The organism is Sulfurirhabdus autotrophica, from assembly GCF_004346685.1.
Taxonomy (GTDB): domain Bacteria; phylum Pseudomonadota; class Gammaproteobacteria; order Burkholderiales; family SMCO01; genus Sulfurirhabdus; species Sulfurirhabdus autotrophica.
This window is the reverse complement of sequence record NZ_SMCO01000002.1, coordinates 123,956-141,349: the sequence shown is the minus strand read 5'-3', so window position 1 is coordinate 141,349 and position 17,394 is coordinate 123,956. Positions and strand designations below refer to the sequence as shown.

The 17,394-nt window shown below is 47.5% G+C and carries 21 protein-coding genes; 17 read left to right on the top strand and 4 right to left on the bottom strand.

Features of this window, described 5'->3' with window-relative positions:
• Positions 1–2: 2 nt before the first annotated feature.
• Positions 3–1,697 carry a sensor domain-containing protein gene (locus EDC63_RS04895; RefSeq protein ID WP_124947077.1) on the bottom strand — a complete coding sequence of 565 codons (1,695 nt, stop codon included), beginning with the start codon at positions 1,695–1,697 and terminating at the stop codon, positions 3–5.
• Positions 1,698–1,934: 237 nt separating this feature from the next.
• On the bottom strand, positions 1,935–2,381 hold the full coding sequence (locus EDC63_RS04890; RefSeq protein WP_124947078.1) for a DUF2721 domain-containing protein: 447 nt from the start codon (positions 2,379–2,381) through the stop codon (positions 1,935–1,937).
• Between the two features lie 262 nt (positions 2,382–2,643).
• Here EDC63_RS04890 and EDC63_RS04885 point away from each other — a divergent pair, with 262 nt between their 5' ends.
• The 5 genes from EDC63_RS04885 to EDC63_RS04865 all read left to right on the top strand — a co-directional run bounded on the left by EDC63_RS04885 (position 2,644) and on the right by EDC63_RS04865 (position 6,958).
• The gene (locus tag EDC63_RS04885; RefSeq protein ID WP_124947079.1) at positions 2,644–4,086 is read left to right on the top strand and encodes a HAMP domain-containing sensor histidine kinase; all 1,443 of its coding nucleotides are present in this window, start codon (positions 2,644–2,646) and stop codon (positions 4,084–4,086) included.
• A gap of 105 nt (positions 4,087–4,191) precedes the next feature.
• The gene (locus tag EDC63_RS04880; RefSeq protein ID WP_124947080.1) at positions 4,192–4,644 is read left to right on the top strand and encodes a hypothetical protein; all 453 of its coding nucleotides are present in this window, start codon (positions 4,192–4,194) and stop codon (positions 4,642–4,644) included.
• The gene (locus tag EDC63_RS04875) at positions 4,641–6,002 is read left to right on the top strand and encodes a sigma 54-interacting transcriptional regulator (RefSeq protein WP_124947081.1); all 1,362 of its coding nucleotides are present in this window, start codon (positions 4,641–4,643) and stop codon (positions 6,000–6,002) included. The genes EDC63_RS04880 and EDC63_RS04875 overlap by 4 nt, the downstream gene beginning before the upstream one ends.
• Positions 6,003–6,261: 259 nt before the next feature.
• Positions 6,262–6,579 (top strand): hypothetical protein, encoded by a 318-nt coding sequence (locus EDC63_RS04870; protein ID WP_124947082.1) that lies wholly within the window; start codon positions 6,262–6,264, stop codon positions 6,577–6,579.
• Positions 6,580–6,649: 70 nt separating this feature from the next.
• Positions 6,650–6,958, top strand: a complete 309-nt coding sequence (locus EDC63_RS04865) for a hypothetical protein (protein ID WP_124947083.1) — start codon at positions 6,650–6,652, stop codon at positions 6,956–6,958.
• Between the two features lie 239 nt (positions 6,959–7,197).
• Here the strand turns inward: EDC63_RS04865 and EDC63_RS04860 are convergent, their stop codons facing one another.
• Positions 7,198–8,172, bottom strand: a complete 975-nt coding sequence (locus EDC63_RS04860) for a LysR family transcriptional regulator (RefSeq protein ID WP_124947084.1) — start codon at positions 8,170–8,172, stop codon at positions 7,198–7,200.
• A gap of 285 nt (positions 8,173–8,457) precedes the next feature.
• Here EDC63_RS04860 and EDC63_RS04855 point away from each other — a divergent pair, with 285 nt between their 5' ends.
• Positions 8,458–9,879, top strand: a complete 1,422-nt coding sequence (locus EDC63_RS04855) for a form I ribulose bisphosphate carboxylase large subunit (RefSeq protein WP_124947085.1) — start codon at positions 8,458–8,460, stop codon at positions 9,877–9,879.
• Between the two features lie 89 nt (positions 9,880–9,968).
• Complete coding sequence (locus EDC63_RS04850; protein ID WP_124947086.1) at positions 9,969–10,301, top strand: ribulose bisphosphate carboxylase small subunit; 333 nt, start codon at positions 9,969–9,971, stop codon at positions 10,299–10,301.
• A gap of 116 nt (positions 10,302–10,417) precedes the next feature.
• Here EDC63_RS04850 and EDC63_RS18725 read toward each other — a convergent pair whose 3' ends face one another.
• The gene (locus EDC63_RS18725; protein ID WP_223248338.1) at positions 10,418–10,876 is read right to left on the bottom strand and encodes a hypothetical protein; all 459 of its coding nucleotides are present in this window, start codon (positions 10,874–10,876) and stop codon (positions 10,418–10,420) included.
• Here EDC63_RS18725 and EDC63_RS04845 point away from each other — a divergent pair.
• The 10 genes from EDC63_RS04845 to EDC63_RS04800 all read left to right on the top strand — a co-directional run bounded on the left by EDC63_RS04845 (position 10,875) and on the right by EDC63_RS04800 (position 17,378).
• Positions 10,875–12,851, top strand: coding sequence for a CsoS2 family carboxysome shell protein (locus EDC63_RS04845; RefSeq protein ID WP_223272271.1), 1,977 nt, complete (start codon positions 10,875–10,877; stop codon positions 12,849–12,851). The two genes, EDC63_RS18725 and EDC63_RS04845, sit on opposite strands and share 2 nt — an antisense overlap.
• Positions 12,852–12,899: 48 nt before the next feature.
• Positions 12,900–14,486, top strand: a complete 1,587-nt coding sequence (locus EDC63_RS04840; RefSeq protein WP_124947087.1) for a carboxysome shell carbonic anhydrase — start codon at positions 12,900–12,902, stop codon at positions 14,484–14,486.
• 19 nt (positions 14,487–14,505) lie between these two features.
• The gene (locus EDC63_RS04835; RefSeq protein WP_124947088.1) at positions 14,506–14,757 is read left to right on the top strand and encodes a carboxysome peptide A; all 252 of its coding nucleotides are present in this window, start codon (positions 14,506–14,508) and stop codon (positions 14,755–14,757) included.
• A gap of 1 nt (position 14,758) precedes the next feature.
• Complete coding sequence (locus EDC63_RS04830; RefSeq protein WP_124947089.1) at positions 14,759–15,016, top strand: carboxysome peptide B; 258 nt, start codon at positions 14,759–14,761, stop codon at positions 15,014–15,016.
• 34 nt (positions 15,017–15,050) lie between these two features.
• Complete coding sequence (locus EDC63_RS04825; protein ID WP_132920896.1) at positions 15,051–15,344, top strand: BMC domain-containing protein; 294 nt, start codon at positions 15,051–15,053, stop codon at positions 15,342–15,344.
• Positions 15,345–15,384: 40 nt separating this feature from the next.
• Positions 15,385–15,711, top strand: coding sequence for a BMC domain-containing protein (locus EDC63_RS04820; protein WP_132920895.1), 327 nt, complete (start codon positions 15,385–15,387; stop codon positions 15,709–15,711).
• Positions 15,712–15,737: 26 nt separating this feature from the next.
• The gene (locus EDC63_RS04815) at positions 15,738–16,187 is read left to right on the top strand and encodes a ferritin-like domain-containing protein (protein ID WP_223248502.1); all 450 of its coding nucleotides are present in this window, start codon (positions 15,738–15,740) and stop codon (positions 16,185–16,187) included.
• Positions 16,184–16,462 (top strand): hypothetical protein, encoded by a 279-nt coding sequence (locus EDC63_RS04810; RefSeq protein ID WP_124948353.1) that lies wholly within the window; start codon positions 16,184–16,186, stop codon positions 16,460–16,462. The genes EDC63_RS04815 and EDC63_RS04810 overlap by 4 nt, the downstream gene beginning before the upstream one ends.
• A 62-nt stretch (positions 16,463–16,524) precedes the next feature.
• Positions 16,525–17,160, top strand: a complete 636-nt coding sequence (gene parA / locus EDC63_RS04805; protein ID WP_124948352.1) for a ParA family partition ATPase — start codon at positions 16,525–16,527, stop codon at positions 17,158–17,160.
• Positions 17,151–17,378 (top strand): hypothetical protein, encoded by a 228-nt coding sequence (locus EDC63_RS04800; RefSeq protein ID WP_124948351.1) that lies wholly within the window; start codon positions 17,151–17,153, stop codon positions 17,376–17,378. The genes parA and EDC63_RS04800 overlap by 10 nt, the downstream gene beginning before the upstream one ends.
• Positions 17,379–17,394: the final 16 nt, after the last annotated feature.

Sequence of the window (17,394 nt, the reverse complement as noted above, 5' to 3'; positions counted from 1 at the left end):
CTCTATTTATATCTGTTCAGAAATACTTCGAATTCTTTAGCGGGTAAAGGTTTGGAAAACAGATAGCCTTGTCCGTAATCACAACCTGCAGCTGCTAATAAATCTCTTTGTTCTGCTGTTTCTACACCTTCAGCGATCACTTTAATGCCAAGCTTGTGAGCCATGGCGATCATGGCTTCGCATAAAACCATATCGTCTGAATCGGGTGCCAGGTTTCTTACGAAAGATTGGTCTATCTTAATATTGTCGATGTTGAATTTCTTAAGATAGGAGAGGGACGAGTAACCAGTGCCAAAATCGTCTAGAGATACGTCTATCCCAGCTTTGTGGAATGTTTGTAGCTGTTTGGTGACACCTTCATTGGCATCCAGCAACAACCCCTCGGTAATTTCAATCACAATGCTTTGTCCGGGCAGATTGAGTTTTTGCAAGTAATCAAACCACTCATTAAAACTGGTCATGTTTTGAATCTGCACTGGAGAAACGTTGATGCTAACCTGAAATGCAGAATGGTGAGATAAACGCCACTTGGCAACTTGAAGCGCCGCATCATGGAATACCCAATCTCCGATTTCAAGTATCATCTGGGTTTCTTCGGCAATGGGGATGAATTCTGCAGGATTGATGAGGCCTCGTGTGGGATGTTGCCAGCGTATCAATGCTTCTGCTTTATGGATTATACCGGTCGATAGCTCAACAATTGGCTGGTAGGCCAAGCGGAAAGATTCAGTCAGTGCGCCCAGGGTAATGCGTAAATCATTGGCCAGGCGCATCCGGTGTTGCACCGCTTCCTGCATGGAGGGAGCATAGAAACTGCAACGATTGCGGCCCTGATGCTTGGCGGCATACATGGCCTGATCGGCATTCCTGAGTAACTCATCAAAGCTGTTAGCATCTTCTGGGTAGAGTGTGATGCCAATACTGGTTGATATGTAGATTACCTGCTCACCTATATCAAATGGTTCTGATAGTTTTTTCAGGATGGTTTGGGTAATGCGTTCCACGCAATCAATGTCCTCCAGTTCTCCTAGAATGACAGCAAATTCATCTCCTCCCAGGCGAGCAACAGTATCAGCTTCGCGCACGCAACTCACTAATCGTTGCGCAACTTCCTTGAGAAGTAAATCACCCATTTCATGGCCAAGGGTGTCGTTTACTTCTTTAAATCGATCCAGATCCAGGATAATCAATGCCAGTTGGAGATTCGCACGATGAGCCTTTTTAATTTCCTGTTCCATGCGATCCTGGAATAGCCGGCGATTAGCCAATCCGGTAAGTGCATCAAAATTGGCATGCTGCCAGATTTGTTCATCGGACTTTTTCTTTTGGGTGACGTCGCGCGCTATGCCGATAAACATCTCCCCCGCATCCAGATTGACTTTGTTAAGGTTAACTTCAACCCATCTTGCATCTGCGCCTGTCGGATGAATGTAGCATTCAAAGCTGACAGGCTTACCTGTAAGTGCTATCTCGAAATGGCGGATAAATTGCTCGCTGCTCTCTTTGTTACCAATGAAGTCGATAATTGGCAGGCGAGATTTATGCTGGGTAAGGAAATCTTCTGATACCCCGAGCCAGGATTGAAGTAGCGGATTGGCGACATGAAATTTCATTTCGTCACATAAGACGAAGATGCCATCGTTTGCGCTGTCGATATAAGCGCGTAATAAGGTACGGTAAAATTCGCTATCGGTCATAGAGTGAAGCAGCGTGTAAGGTGTATTTTTAGAATTGCATTTTGCATTATTATGAACTAATTTTTACGTATAAACCATAATAGATATATGGTCTTTATTCCGCCTGAATTGTTTTGTATGAATCGCTGTGTGTTCAGGAATAAGAGCGTGTAGCAATGTGATTGCCCTTTATTTTATTTAAACAAATTTACCTGTGTTAAATGCTAGAACTGGTTTTGTGTGGGGTGTACGAGCGACTCAGGTCAACATTTTTATTTTACGCATAAATGCAGTAACCAGATAGATTTCTCTTAAAAGATTAATCAGTCCTCCAATCAGTGCAAGCATCGCAGCAATAAAAAGCAGTGCCACGGTTCCAGACATATCCACAACCACAAATGCCCCCACAAATAATGTCGCAATCACAATGCAAACCAATAGGGCCGACAGGGTACATAAACTGATTGCCCAATTGATGCGATGGGAGCGATGGGAGAGCACATCCAGTTCAACCATGAATCTTGCCCTGGCTGTGGCGTCCTGATTTTCTATTTTGCCTTCTACCATGCGGGTGCGGTCGATAATCCGGGCAAAACGATTAACGAGCACTGATAATATTGCCCCAATCCCTGTAAGCAGGAAAACCGGTGCAACAGCCAGTTGGATGACATGAGCAATGGAAATAATCGTTGTATCTGGTTGCATGGCGTAATCTCGAATGGCTTGGAGGGCATAAATAATACGTCACTAGTTTAATCGAAAAAGCACAATTAGTACCGCTGCTTTTTCAATGATAAATTGGCAAAATACCTGTGTATTTAAATCGTCATAAACACCGATTAACATTACATTTTGTTTAGTAACGCTACAAGCATCAAATATTTTTCTCAGATTGTCTATACTGATTTGCTTAGTGTAGCAGGTGGTTATTTCTCAATCTGGAATACAGCGGCAATCAGTTTCTTTCATGCGTTCATATTATCCGAAGTCCTTCCTGAAGCTTATCGTTACCGGCTTTGTGCTTGTTTCTCTGCCATTAATAGCATCGTATGTGAGCGCTGCTATTTATTTAAGCAAACTTGCCGATCATAGTCAAAGGGCTGTTTATCAGGCAGTGCTTGCCACTCAGGCTAGCCGAATGTTGCTTGAGCAGATCACCACCATGGAACGTAATGCTCGCCAGTTTCTGGTGCTGGATGATAAATCGCTCTTTGAAGGCTATGAAAAGATGCATTTAAAGTTTGAAGATACTGCCAAGCGATTATCTGCCTTGCAACTGGATGAACTCCAACGCAATCTGCTCACTGAATTGTCCAATACTGAGCACAATACATTTGAAACCTTAAGGGTAAATCCCCATGATTCTGAGCTTAGCAGCAAGTCAGCTCAGATTTTTCCCGTAATGATTGACATGGCTCAACAGATATTAACCGGCAGTAGCCGATTGATTGACCGGCAGGTGGATGTTTTACAAACCATGGCTGAGAAAGCGCAAAGCATCATGATGTTGCAAGCCCTGGCTGTCATTCCGTTTGCGCTATTGCTGAGCGGTGGATTTACTTATTTGATTACACGCCCGATCGCGCAAATTGATGCCGCAATACGTCGCCTGGGTGATGGTGAATTTTCCTTGCCGGTATCCGTAAAAGGTCCGGAAGATATCCAGCGATTAGGGCATCGTCTGGATTGGCTGAGAGTGCGACTGGTCAATGTTGAAGCGCAAAAAAATAAACTATTAAGGCATATCTCCCATGAACTTAAAACGCCGCTGACATCGGTGCGTGAAGGCAGTGAATTACTGGCTGATGAGGTCGTGGGCAGGTTGAATCCGCAGCAATCTGAAATTGTCGGCATATTGCAGCAGAGTGCTGTTCAGCTTCAGAAAAGAATTGAAGACTTACTCAGTTTCAGCATTGCCTTGTCGCGAGATTCTGCTTTGAATCTGGAATCGGTTGAGCTGGATAAACTCATACTTAAAGTTGAGGCGAACCAGAAATTAGCGATCATGACAAAAGAATTAAAAATAGAAAATCAGGTCTTTTCTTTAACTTATTCAGGAGATGAAGAAAAGTTAATGATTCTGATAGATAATCTGTTGTCTAATGCGGTCAAGTATTCTCCACGCGGCGGTACTATACAAGTTACGCTTAGTCAGGAAAAAAATCAGGTTGTGCTGGATATGGTTGACCAGGGGCCTGGTATTCCACCTAGTGATTACACCAAGGTGTTTGATGCTTTTTTTCAGGGTGAGCAACGCCAGGAAGGGCATGTGATGGGTACTGGGCTGGGATTATCCATAGCCAAGGAGTACGCAATAGCTCATCACGGATCCATTGATGTGGTGGCAAACCCTGATCGTGGCGCACATTTTTGCTTAAAATTACCCTTAAACCTGGCTGAGCAGACCTGAATGAATAATCGAACCCTATACTTGCTTCTGCTTTTTATTTCGAGCGTGGTCTTAACTAGTTGTGCCGGAGTTGAACCCCTTCCTGCAAGCTGCAATAACTGCGCTGTGATTAATTTCGTTAATAAGAAAGATGCCGAGACAATAGACACACTCCAGTATATTTCCCGCGTTCGTGGTCTTCAAGGCGATGAGCTGAATCGTGAATATACATCGGTACTTCAGGCATTAGCAAAACAGAAAACTGCAGTGAATCGGATCAAACTGGCTTTTTTGCTGTGTTTACCAAATACCAATTTTAAAGATGATGTGCGTGCTAATTCGTTATTGGCTGAAGTGTTTGAAGATAAAAAAGATAACAGCAGTATAGCCAATCTGGCTGCACTACTAGCTAATCAAACCTACGAACTGAAGCGGCAGGAAGAACGATTCCAGAAAATGAACCAGGCGATGAAGGATGAGCAGAAACGTGCTGATCAGTTACAACAAAAGCTGGATGCTCTGAAGAATATAGAAAAGAGCATTATCCAACGTGAATCTAAAACGGTACCTTCAAAATGAATGCTTATAGTGAAATTCTGCTGGTGGATGATGACACGGACTTGCTGCGGTTACTCTCCATTCGACTTAAAGCTGCTGGATATGGTGTGACAACGGCAGAAAGCGGCGAAAAGGCGCTTTCACACCTGGCTGTAGCTCGTCCGCAACTGGTCATTACAGATTTACGCATGGGCGGGATGGATGGCATGGCCTTGTTTGAGGCGATACATAAAAATAATGCCACATTGCCAGTGATTATTTTGACAGCACATGGCTCTATTCCAGATGCTGTAGCCGCTACGAAGCAAGGCGTATTCAGTTTTTTGACGAAGCCGTTTGATAGTAAGGTGTTGCTTGGACAAATAGAACGTGCATTACACCTTAGCGGTCATGGGGTTGATGATAACGGCGGAAAAAATAACGATTGGCGGTCAGAGCTGATTACGCGCAGCCCCGTTATGGAGGATATGCTTGCTCAGGCAAAGCTGGTAGCAGCGACAGATGCCAGCGTATTTATACACGGCGATAGCGGAACCGGTAAAGAGTTGTTGGCAAAAGCAATACACCTTGCCAGTTCGCGCCATCACAAACCCTTTGTTGGTGTGAATTGCGGCGCCATTCCTGAGGCATTGCTTGAATCTGAATTGTTTGGTCACACTAAAGGTTCTTTTACCGGCGCAACGCAAGATTACAACGGGTTGTTTCGCTCTGCCAACAACGGCACACTTCTGCTGGATGAAATTGGGGATATGCCCATTGCGCTGCAGGTGAAATTGTTACGTGTGTTGCAGGAAAAACAGGTCAGACCCGTTGGTTCTTCGCAATCAGTCCCGGTAGAGGTGCGAATTATCTCTGCTACCCATCGCGAACTTGAAGAAGAAATGATTGCAGGGAATTTTCGTGAAGATTTATATTACAGGTTGAATGTGGTGTCTCTGGAAATTCCTTCTTTAGCAGAACGCCGTGAAGATATACCTTTATTGGCTGCGCATTTTCTGGCTCGTACAGCTGAGAATTACGGGAAGAAAATTAAAGGTTATTCCCCTGAAGCCATGGAAATATTGATTGGCGCTTCCTGGCCAGGAAATGTGCGGCAGTTGCTCAATGTGGTTGAGCAGACCGTTGCGCTTTGTACCACTTCGATCATCTCTACTGCATCAGTGCAACGTGCGCTTAGAGATAAGCCTAGTAAGATTCCTTCGCTGCTGGATGCAAGGAAACAGTTTGAGCGGGAATATTTGACCAAGTTGCTGAAAGTCACAGACGGGAACGTGAGCCAGGCTGCACTGATGGCGAAGCGAAACCGTACTGAGTTCTACAGGCTGTTGCACAGATATGACCTTGATCCTGGACTGTTTAAGTCTGATCGGGATTATTAAGGTTTTATTTCTGTCGCTTATTAAAATACCTAAAAACCCATAAGTTTCAACTGGTAAGTATTTGGCATGCAGTTCGTTGTCGCTAAATAGCGACGATATCTTGTTTTTTTTATCCCCCTTTTTCTTTTTCAGATTAATTCTATTTTTAGTGCATTGTTTTATATGCAATAAATTGTTATGGCATGGACCTTGCTTTTACTCCGTTGAGGCTTGAATTCCAGCCTCGAAATAAACATAACTTAATTGAACGGAGAGCACTATGAATTGGAATCAAACACATACTGAGTTGAATGAACATGAACAGCACGTTGCGGACATATCCATACTGACACCGCGTAAATCAGCTTCATTAATTGACCAGTCCGACATGCGTGAACAAGCTGCCTTATTGAAGGAAAATAAATCGGACGCGCAGCCTGAAAATACAGAAAGAAAAGGGCCTATCGTGATGAAGCTGATTCAGACACCCGAAGGATTTGTACCTGTTGTGATCAATGATCATAACGAAGAAGGTTGGAATTATGCGAAACGTCTGGCAAGTTTTCAGCAAAAGTTGTCCTGCGCAGCACTGCTGTAACTTGCTACAACGCATAGCAAATTTAACGATGAATTTTGATTGAATGAATACTGTTATCAAAGGAAATATTATGGAACAGAAAACAACGATTCAGAATCACGAACAAGCTTTAGAATCTTTTGCTGTGTATGCATGGGATATCGCGAAGCGCCTGGATACGTATGGTGAATGGTTATGCACATCGGATGATATGGCGGCTGTGGCACGATACCTGAATCAATTGCATTTGTATGAAATTGAAGAATTGGCGATCGAATTAAAAAAGCTTGCCTGGACAAGGGCAACGATCGTTTATAAAGGGAAAAAACGTGCCGAGGTAACGAGGGCACAGGTTCACTTGGGACAAGTTAAGGCTGCTGTTTTAAGAGCAATGCCCTGATGGATGAGTTAGTACTTGTCAAAGATGAATTGTGGTTTCAATTTTCTGGCGTGCCTGACTGAATTACCGGGCACGCAGAATCAATATTTCGCATTGAATAAATGCGCATCAAGCTGGTTTCAATCTGGCTATATGGCCGGATTGAATTACCCTCAAATCGTAAAGCATTCCAAAAGACATACGCTTTAGCTGGCAAGGCTTAATGGATGGATTAGTAATCTTGCATGCTAAATATATCTTCACTTGGGTGTCGGCCGTTTTTTCTTGTGTTCAGGCTTGGCAGAAATTGCATGAAGCTGGTTATGGTCAAGTTGGTGTGTGGGTGGAGCAGCAAATAGATATGCCATGAATTCCCTGGAGGCAGGGGTCAGATGTTTTCCCATCGGGTAAACCACATACCATTTGCGTTCCAGCGGGAAACCCTTGACGTCCAGTATCACAAGCTCCTCATTTGCAAGCTCGGAGCGTAAAGCGCTTGAAGATAGTACCGCTATGCCCAAACCACCTGCAGCTACTTGTTTCACCGCTTCGTTGCTTCCTAATTCCATGCGCACTTTAAGTGTCACGCCATGTTGCTCAAAAAACTTTTCGGTAGAAAGGCGTGTGCCTGATCCTGGTTCCCGAAGGATAAATGGCTCTTCTCGTAAACGAGATGGATCAATTTTTTTTTCATTCGCTAATGGGTGGTTTGGGGCGGCAACTACGACCAGAAAATTATCAGCAAAAGGTTCCGTAATAACATTCATATGTTCCGGAGGTTGGCCCAGAATGTAGAGGTCGTCCTGATTGCGCGCGAGCCTTTCCAGTAGTGCTTCACGATTGCCCATAAACAAGGCAGTGTCAACACCGGGGTGTTTTATACAGAACTCCCCTAACAACCGTGGGATAAAGTATTTGGCGGTAGCAAGAGTAGCCAGTTTCAGGTTGCCCTTCTCCAGACCCTGAAGAGAGGCCAATTCCTGGGCAAGTTGATCCAGACGACTCAGTACATCCCGGCAGGTAGACCATGAAACTTGACCCGCGGCGGTGAGCGATATTTTTTTGCCAATCTGTTCGAACAGTGGTTGCCCGATAGCCTCCGCCAATTGCTTGACCTGAATCGATAGTGCTGGTGGTGTCAGGTGCAGTTCTTCTGCGGCACGAGCAAAGCTCATGTGCCTGGCGACAGCATCGAAAATCTTCAGTTGGTGCAGCGTTGCGTGGTGTATAGGCATAACTTATATTAAATTAAAATAAATGATTACGGTAAATATATTTAACTTTTATTAATTAATGTGAGCTCTCACAATAAGCTCAACCGTCGGAACTAGATGACGGTTCCAACAGTTGGTACAGGGTTGGATTGTGGAAGGATGAAGTTAATAAATAAAAGTAAAACGTAATAGTAAATATATTTAACTTTTATTAAATAACCATCTCTTCCAGAATGGGCTCAACCGTCGGAACCTTAATGACGGTTCCAACAGAATTTTTCAACTATAGCACTTAGGAGAGCAAACATGGCCGCAAAAAAGTATGAGGCAGGTGTTAAGGAATATCGACAGACCTACTGGATGCCAGAGTACGCACCATTGGATTCGGACATCCTGGCCTGCTTTAAGATCACCCCGCAAGCTGGCGTAGACCGTGAAGAAGCTGCTGCTGCAGTTGCTGCCGAGTCTTCAACCGGTACCTGGACCACAGTTTGGACCGATCTTTTGACAGACATGGATTACTACAAAGGACGCGCTTATCGCATTGAAGACGTGCCAGGCGATGATACTTGCTTCTATGCCTTTGTTGCTTATCCGATCGACCTTTTTGAAGAAGGTTCTGTGGTTAACGTGTTTACCTCTCTGGTGGGTAACGTGTTTGGATTTAAAGCAATTCGTGCATTGCGTCTTGAAGACGTGCGCTTCCCTCTGCACTACGTGAAGACCTGCGGTGGTCCTCCTCACGGTATTCAGGTTGAACGCGACAAGATGAACAAGTATGGCCGTCCGATGTTGGGTTGTACCATCAAGCCAAAACTCGGTTTGTCTGCTAAAAACTACGGTCGTGCTGTATACGAATGTTTGCGTGGTGGTCTGGATTTCACCAAGGACGACGAGAACATCAACAGTCAGCCATTCATGCGCTGGCGTGATCGCTTCCTGTTCGTGCAGGATGCAACGTTGACTGCTCAGGCAGAAACTGGCGAGCGTAAAGGTCACTACCTGAACGTAACGGCGCCAACTTATGAAGACATGATTGAACGTGCTGAATTTGCCAAGGAAATCGGCGCTCCAATTATCATGCACGATTACATTACGGGTGGCTTTACCGCTAATACCAGTCTGGCGAACTGGTGTCGCAAGAACGGTATGTTGTTGCACATTCACCGCGCTATGCATGCCGTGCTGGATCGTAACCCGCACCACGGTATTCACTTCCGCGTCTTGACCAAGATTCTGCGTCTGTCCGGTGGTGATCACCTGCACTCAGGTACCGTTGTTGGTAAATTGGAAGGTGACCGTGAAGCAACGCTGGGCTGGATTGATTTGATGCGCGAGTCATTTATTCCTGAAGACCGTTCACGCGGCATTATGTTTGACCAGGATTGGGGTTCCATGCCAGGTGTATTCCCGGTCGCTTCTGGTGGTATTCACGTATGGCACATGCCGGCACTGGTAAACATCTTTGGTGATGATTCAGTGTTGCAATTCGGTGGCGGTACTTTAGGTCACCCATGGGGTAACGCTGCAGGTGCGGCTGCTAACCGTGTTGCGCTGGAAGCATGTGTTGAAGCGCGTAACGAAGGTCGTGAACTGGAACGTGAAGGTAAAGAGATTCTTACCAATGCAGCCAAGGATAGCCCGGAATTGAAGATCGCTATGGAAACATGGAAAGAGATCAAGTTCGAGTTCGATACCGTGGACAAGCTGGACGTGGTTAACCGCTAATTTAAGCGATAAATCAAAAGGCTAAAACGAAAACAGGTGCGGGACAGGGGTTGAAGAGCACCGCCGCCCAAAAATGAAAGGAAAAAGAAATGGCTGATATTCAAGATTTCAAATCCACACCTAAATACGAAACATTTTCGTATTTGCCTCCAATGACCCCGGAAAAAATCCGTCGTCAGATTGCTTATCTGGTAAGTCAGGGATGGAATCCGGGGATAGAGCACGTTGAACCTGCACGGGCTAGTGCTTACTACTGGTATATGTGGAAGTTGCCAATGTTCGGCGAGCAGTCAGTTGATGTGATTATAGCCGAGCTGGAAGCCTGTCACCGTGCGCACCCTGGTAACCATGTGCGATTGATCGGATATGACAATTACTCGCAAAGCCAGGGCACATCATTTGTTGTGTTCCGTGGAAAGTAATTAGCTTTAAATTGCATTCGCAACCAAATCAAGGGGTATAGCGGTTAAAGAATACCGTGATAGTACCTTGGTTTGGGGTGAGGCAAGTTGTAGTCAAGCACCGAAAGAAACAGGATTTATCCATATATGCTTCTTGCGCCGCCCGCTAGTTCGGCCAGTGCAAGGATTGAGTGAATACGGGAGGATGAGAGCATGAGCGATCCAATGGCAAACAATACAACGACTCCGCGTTCGTCACGCGCTGTTGCACTGGAAAGGCGCCGTGCGCTGTCCCAGAACGGACGCACCGCGATTGGTGCAAAACCATCCGCACCTGCACGTCCAGCAACCAGGCCAGCAATGTCAACAGCAGCACCGATAACTTCAACCGTTGAGACTGCACGTCCGGCACAGACAGCGCCAGCAGCTTCATTGTCTGCAACAACATCTGCTGCCACCTCAGGTTCAGTGATGAATGCTTCTGGCAAGTCATTATCCAGAGCGAGACGTGAAGCCATGTCACTGGGTGGGAAAGCGGCGCTGGGTTCAGCTAAAACGGCATCAAGTATTCGTACATCTGCACCTGCGACAACCATGTCAGCATCCGCATCTTTAACCGCGAATGCTGGATCGGATGATCAAAAGTCAGGGTGTGGTTGCAAAAGCAAAGACAGGGCGGAAGAGGCTGAGCGTGAGCAGGCAATAGAGGAAGTATGTGCGATTGTAGATGATGAGCCTACGGCTGTTGTTGGTTCGGTTGCCTCTGCCGTACGCAAATTATGTCAGGAGCGCCGCCGCGCACTATCCAGTCAGGGAAAGAAAGCAGTTAAATCCGGAAAATTAAACCAAAGGGCAACTGCGGGTTTAAGTGGCCGGGATGCTGCACGAGCACGCCGCGCAGAAATGTGCGAGAACGGTCGTGGCAATGATCCTGCTTGCCGACCTACGGGGCGTGTACGTACCCAGGTTTCACCTGTCAAAGTTGAAATTGGTACTACTTTGAGTGGTACCACAGTGAGCGGTACTCAGGTTGAGCGCATCAGCAAGGTGACCGGTGTTGAATCTGGCAGCTGTCGTGCGATTACCGGTACTGAATATATTGGTGCTGAGCAATATGGGCAGTTGTGTGATGCGACACCTGAGGCTGCACCAGCTAAGGTAAGTATCAGCAATACCAGCCGAGGCCAGCGCATCAGCGGTATTGATACCGATCGTAGCGAAAAGATGACAGGTAGCGAATTTGGTGCATGCAAAAACGTAACCGGTACTGAGTATCTGAGTGCTGACAAGTTTGAATCGTTCTGTGGCACCAAACCAGCGCTGACACCATCAAAAGTGGGTATAGCCAATACCCGAGCTGGTTTAAACGTGAGCGGTACAGAAGTGGGCCGCAGCTCAAAAGTAACGGGTGACGAGTCTGGTAGCTGCAACTGTAAGCTTACCGGTAGTCAATACGCTCAGGACCAGAACACCAGTGCATGTCGTAATGGCAGCAGCGCGCCGCACAAGGTTAGTTTGATGAGCACGGTTAAAAATCGCGAAATCAGCGGAACAGACGTTGCTCCTGGCAGCATGGTTACAGGTGGTGATCGTGGTGCTTGTGCAAGTGTGACCGGTACTGAATCTGATGGCCTTGCTCAATATCAGGCTTGCAATCGCGAACCGGCACCAGCACCGGAAAAAATTGGTGTAATGCGCACCTGGCATGAGCAGCAGGTATCCGGTACACCAGTTGAGCATAGCAGTAAGGTAACAGGCGATGAGTATGGTGGTTGTCAGCCGATTTCTGGAACAGAGTATATCGGGCCTGATCAATATACCTCTTTTTGCGATGCAGATCGTCAGGCCGCTTCACGGGCTTTGATGGCTAGTCGTGGGGCTCAGGCAAGTTTGTCTCTGAGTGGTGCCCGGGTTGAATCAGGTGGGAAGGTAACAGGTGCAGGGCGTGGCGAAAGCCAGGTTTTGAGCGGCACTCCTTATTCCGGGTCCAATCAGCGTGTGTCTCAGCGTGGTGCAAACAGTAATCCGCACCCGCTCACACAGCGTCCGGTAAATGTACCGCGCGAAGCAGCACCTGCACCGCAGGAACAAAGAGTGCAAGGAAATTTTAGCATCGCTACCCCGGCTCGCAGTGCCCAGGATAGTAGCATCAGCAACATCACAGGCACTGCTTACGGTGCAATCGGACGTATCACTGGCCCGGTTAATCTGGCAACGGGTCTGGTGTCTGGTACCCCTGAGTTCCGCCATCAGGAAAGTACGGCACCCGTAGTCATGGCTCAGGTTCAGTTGGTTGAGGAAGCACGTAGCCGACTGACAGGTGATGGTCGTGAAGGCGGTTTTGCGATAACGGGTGCAGCATGGCGACGTAATGAAAGTGTAACTGGCACGGAAGGAAATTCAACGCGCCGTAACCCCACAATGAGGGGTGAGCAGCGTGGTGCGGTAATCGGTGCTTCACAGTTGAAAGATCGTGAGCGTCCAGAGTTACCGGTAAGCCGAATTACCGGAAGTAGTGGTAATGATTCGAAAGGATCGGCCATAACTTACTCCGGTGGTGCCAGAGGTTGATTTGAAACAGGCAGAGATTGAGCAACCAAAAACGGAAATGAAATAGCGATGAATACGAGAAACCGACCAGAGCGCATGAGAAACCAGCAGCCTTCAGCTAGTCGCCTCCCTTATGGGTTAGGTACAGCTGGTGGGGTACTGCAGGCGCGCCCTATTCAACCGGTTTTCGCACCACAAGGCATCGCTCTTAATACCTTAGTTGAGCCCAATCCTGCTTGCTCAACAGGGGGTGGTCGAGTTTGTCGTCACCCGTTGACCAACGAAGCAGAGAACAAACGTCTGCTGGAACATGAACAGACAATTAAAGGCAGTTTTGACGCAATCGTTAAAGTGCTTAAACGCATTGCCGGTTTGCAACATGAAGCTGATTTTACTGAACGTGCTCAGGTAATTGCTCGTGAACAGCTGGGTTTTGAATTACCAGCAAGGATTTTGGATGATGCCTGGATAGCTGATCTGGATATGCGCGCTTTGTATGGTGAGTGCGTCATGCAAACACTGCGCCAGAAAGCTGAGCAGGCGCAACTAAAAAATCCGCAGAAGGATACGGATGCCGCTATAGCATTTTTTCTCGATAGCGGTTATCACGCGGTAGATATCTCGCCGTGTTCGGATGGGCGACTGAAAGGTTTGGTGCGCTATATCTTGCGCCTGCCGGAAGGTGCAGTACGAAGTCGTAAAGCATACGCCGGTGCAATGTTTGACGTAGACGCTAATGTTAAACGCTGGATTGAAACTGAATTGATGCGCTTTCGCGAGGGGCGTCCGGTAACAGCAGATGCAGGTACGCGCTACTTGAAAGTGGCTGTGTATCACTGGAGTAGTTCAGATCCGACTCACGAGGGTTGTGCTGCACATTGCAGTAACGTGACCGTAGCAGCAGAAGCGGGTTTGAAACGTCTGAACGCGTTTCGCCAGGCGATTGAAAACAGTTTTTGTTGTGGTGCTTCGGTAGATACATTGTTGATCGGCGTTGATACAGATACTGATGCAATCAAGGTACATATACCCGATGCCGCAGGTGAAATGAATTTGCACCGGTTTGTTGACAACATTGAACTGTATCGCAGCACGGTAAATGATGATGCGAATACTGCCCGGCTTAAGGTGTATCAGGCGATCCAGGCAGCCAGTGAAGCGACCGGATGGGGTGCTAGTAGTGGAGAGCCACATGAAGGAATGCGCAGACTGATCACTTCGCTGCTGATCAATAACTTGTCGCAGATTGAATATGTATGCAGCAATTGGGGTGGGCGGTATACCGATATTGGTCATGCAGAAAGATTCATCAGTGTAGGTGATGGATTTGAAGAATTCCAGTTGCGTAATCTGGCTTACTTTGCCCATCTGCACACTGTAGAAGAAGGGGCACCGGATATGGATGTGGGCATCAAGATTTTCACAAAGCTGAATGTGAATCATGGTCTGCCGGCTCCAGTGGCTATTCACTTTCGCTATGACAACAGGGTGCCAGGTTGCCGTGAACGTACAGTGGAGCGTTGTCAGCGCGTGAAAGAGGCAATTGAAGCACGGTATGCAGATCTGGCAAAAAAGGGTTTGCTGGTGTGCGGAATGACAGTACAGGATAAACGACCAGGCAGCCCGATTGAGCTGGTTGAAGTTGACGCGGCATAAAACGATTTAGGAGCGAGCGATGAAGATTTGTCAGGTGGAAAAAACGCTGGTTTCGACCAACAGGATCAAAGATCTGGGACACCGTCCGCTGTTGGTGGTGAGAGAGAAAGTAGGCGGGCCGCGCCAGGTTGCTGTGGATGCTGTGGGCTGTATCGCGGGTGACTGGGTAATTTGTGTTGGTTCTTCTGCAGCTCGTGAAGCAGCAGGTAGCAAAGACTTCCCCAGTGATTTGACCATCATTGGCATCATTGATCACTGGTCGGAAGGTTGATATGGAAATCATGCGCGTGGTATCGGAACTGGTAGCGACGCGTCGAGTACCGGGATTGCAGAATACTTCACTGAGAGTTTTGGAAGATGTTCAGGGAAAACTCAGCGTGGCATGTGACCCGGTAGGCGTACCTCCGGGGAAATGGGTGATAACGGCAGGTGGTTCAGCAGCACGAATCGCCACAGGTGACAGGGCAACAATGACCGATCTGACAATATGCGGAATTATTGATGCATGGGACGCTGGTGACAGCAAGTGAGCAATTTTTTTAACTTAGTTAAGGAGTACTGAAAATGGCAAATGTAAGCGGAATTGCATTGGGCATGATCGAAACCCGTGGATTGGTACCTGCGATTGAAGCAGCAGACGCAATGACCAAAGCGGCAGAAGTTCGCCTGGTAGGTCGTCAGTTTGTTGGTGGTGGATACGTAACTGTACTGGTACGTGGCGAAACTGGCGCGGTTAACGCAGCAGTGCGTGCCGGAGCAGATGCGTGCGAACGCGTTGGTGACGGTCTGGTAGCAGCACACATTATTGCTCGCGTGCACTCCGAGGTAGAGAACATTCTGCCAAGCGCATCAGCATAAAGAAAACTTGTAATTAATTGAACCTGAAGGAGTACTGAAAATGGCAAACGTTAGCGGAGTTGCATTAGGCATGATCGAAACCCGTGGATTGGTACCTGCGATTGAAGCAGCAGACGCAATGACCAAAGCGGCAGAAGTTCGCCTGGTAGGTCGTCAGTTTGTTGGTGGTGGATACGTAACCGTACTGGTACGCGGCGAAACCGGCGCGGTAAACGCCGCGGTACGTGCCGGAGCAGATGCGTGCGAACGCGTCGGTGACGGTCTGGTAGCAGCACACATTATTGCTCGCGTGCACTCCGAGGTAGAGAACATTCTGCCAAGTACACCTGATGGCAGTATGGGCATGATTGAAGGTGATCTCAGCTAAAAACGGCGTTTAAGGCGAATGGAGGTATGGCTATGTATTCCGACCCACGTTTAAGCGGATATCTGACGCGCGCTCTCAGTCATGAACTGGCTGCAGTGCAACAGTTCCTGATGCAGTCCAAGCTGGTTGGTTTGTGGGGCATGGCTGACATGAGTGCGCGTATGCGTGAGGATGTGAATGAGGAATTGGTTCATGCTGAACGTCTGATGGAAAGAATGCTGGTGCTAGGTATTCCTTCTAATGCCACCCAGCTACCACCAGTGCGAACTGGGCGTAGCGTTGAAGAAATGTTGCAGATAAATCGTGTGCTGGAAATTGAGGCGATTCGTTTGTATGAAGAAGCGTCGCACTACTGTGCACGGATACGCGATAGCGAGACGCAGTCGCTGTTTGCTGAAATTTTGCAGGACGAACTGGGTCACTTGAGTGAGCTGGATCGAGGGCTGATGGAAATTCAGAAAGGAGCCATATCATGACGGAATCTAAAGATGTGAATGCTGGTTCAACAGCCAGTAAGGAACGCGTTGCACAGTTTAATCAACGTTTTGATTTTGGCAGTTATGCTGAAACCCGTCAGTTCCTGGATGAGCTGGCAGAATTATCGAAACGTGATGATTACTATCCTGACGTGAGTTTTGGTAAAACCTACGCGAATATCAGTATCGATGGTGAAGGGCAGGCTGCATTGCGTGAAATGAATTCTACTTTTATTGCCGATATGCAAGCATTGGTGACGAAAACAAAGAATTAAACGCGGTGTGATCCAGCGATACGACCCCACCATAACTGGCAGAAAACCATGATGGAGCGGACATGAGTAACCGAATCATAGCAGTGATTAACCAGAAAGGCGGCACCGGTAAAACGACGCTGGCACTGAATTTATCAGCGGGTTTGGCATTACGCAGTTCTACTCATCTGGTGGATGCCGATCCCCAACGCTCAATTACCCAGTGGGTGGGAATGGGCGGAGGTAATTCTGGATTGCCGGGGGTAGCTCAGCTGGGTGGTAATCCTGCCGGTGTGCTTAGCAAATTGTCGCGTAAACATCGCTATGTGGTGGTGGATTGTCCTCCGACAGTACAAGGTGATGCCATAGTAGCGATTTTGCGCGTTGCTCACCTCGCCTTGATTCCGGTGTTGCCATCACCGATTGATTTGTGGGCCAGTGTGGATATGGCCGTTGCAGTAAATGAAGCCAGACAGTACAACCCTGATCTCCGGGCCTGTCTGGTACTGAATCAACTGGAAGCGCGTAATGCCCTGTCAAGGGATATGCGGGAAGCAGTGGCGGAATTTGATGTGCCGGTGCTGGTTGCCGGAATGCAGCGACGCGCGGCTTACCGCAGTGCTGCAGTAGAAGGTCAGAGCGTATACGGTATGGGTAAGCGTGGCCAGCAGGCTGTGGCGGATATTGAAGCAATCATTGAGGAGGTTTTATGTCTGTAAAAAAAATGGGATCCAAACTTGCACAAGGTGTACGCCAGGTTAAAGCGCAGCAAGCCAAGACACCTGCCATTGCGGAAAAGTCTGACGCTCAGTCAGCAGCTAAACCTGCAACAGTAAGCGCTGCCAAGCCAACCACAAAAGTAGCAGCAACAAAACCTGCAGCTAGCTCAACCAATTCAACCAACGTGCTGCACCCAGACCGTGTCTGGCCAGACTGAGAGTTTGATTGTAAAT

Coding starts and splice junctions, on each gene's coding strand:
- EDC63_RS04895 (WP_124947077.1), bottom strand. CDS start 1,697: ATGACCGATAGCGAATTTTACCGTACCTTATTACGCGCTTATATCGAC.
- EDC63_RS04890 (WP_124947078.1), bottom strand. CDS start 2,381: ATGCAACCAGATACAACGATTATTTCCATTGCTCATGTCATCCAACTG.
- EDC63_RS04885 (WP_124947079.1), top strand. CDS start 2,644: ATGCGTTCATATTATCCGAAGTCCTTCCTGAAGCTTATCGTTACCGGC.
- EDC63_RS04875 (WP_124947081.1), top strand. CDS start 4,641: ATGAATGCTTATAGTGAAATTCTGCTGGTGGATGATGACACGGACTTG.
- EDC63_RS04870 (WP_124947082.1), top strand. CDS start 6,262: ATGAATTGGAATCAAACACATACTGAGTTGAATGAACATGAACAGCAC.
- EDC63_RS04865 (WP_124947083.1), top strand. CDS start 6,650: ATGGAACAGAAAACAACGATTCAGAATCACGAACAAGCTTTAGAATCT.
- EDC63_RS04860 (WP_124947084.1), bottom strand. CDS start 8,172: ATGCCTATACACCACGCAACGCTGCACCAACTGAAGATTTTCGATGCT.
- EDC63_RS04855 (WP_124947085.1), top strand. CDS start 8,458: ATGGCCGCAAAAAAGTATGAGGCAGGTGTTAAGGAATATCGACAGACC.
- EDC63_RS04850 (WP_124947086.1), top strand. CDS start 9,969: ATGGCTGATATTCAAGATTTCAAATCCACACCTAAATACGAAACATTT.
- EDC63_RS04845 (WP_223272271.1), top strand. CDS start 10,875: ATGTCAGCATCCGCATCTTTAACCGCGAATGCTGGATCGGATGATCAA.
- EDC63_RS18725 (WP_223248338.1), bottom strand. CDS start 10,876: ATGGTTGTCGCAGGTGCAGATGTACGAATACTTGATGCCGTTTTAGCT.
- EDC63_RS04840 (WP_124947087.1), top strand. CDS start 12,900: ATGAATACGAGAAACCGACCAGAGCGCATGAGAAACCAGCAGCCTTCA.
- EDC63_RS04835 (WP_124947088.1), top strand. CDS start 14,506: ATGAAGATTTGTCAGGTGGAAAAAACGCTGGTTTCGACCAACAGGATC.
- EDC63_RS04830 (WP_124947089.1), top strand. CDS start 14,759: ATGGAAATCATGCGCGTGGTATCGGAACTGGTAGCGACGCGTCGAGTA.
- EDC63_RS04825 (WP_132920896.1), top strand. CDS start 15,051: ATGGCAAATGTAAGCGGAATTGCATTGGGCATGATCGAAACCCGTGGA.
- EDC63_RS04820 (WP_132920895.1), top strand. CDS start 15,385: ATGGCAAACGTTAGCGGAGTTGCATTAGGCATGATCGAAACCCGTGGA.
- EDC63_RS04815 (WP_223248502.1), top strand. CDS start 15,738: ATGGCTATGTATTCCGACCCACGTTTAAGCGGATATCTGACGCGCGCT.
- EDC63_RS04810 (WP_124948353.1), top strand. CDS start 16,184: ATGACGGAATCTAAAGATGTGAATGCTGGTTCAACAGCCAGTAAGGAA.
- parA (WP_124948352.1), top strand. CDS start 16,525: ATGAGTAACCGAATCATAGCAGTGATTAACCAGAAAGGCGGCACCGGT.
- EDC63_RS04800 (WP_124948351.1), top strand. CDS start 17,151: ATGTCTGTAAAAAAAATGGGATCCAAACTTGCACAAGGTGTACGCCAG.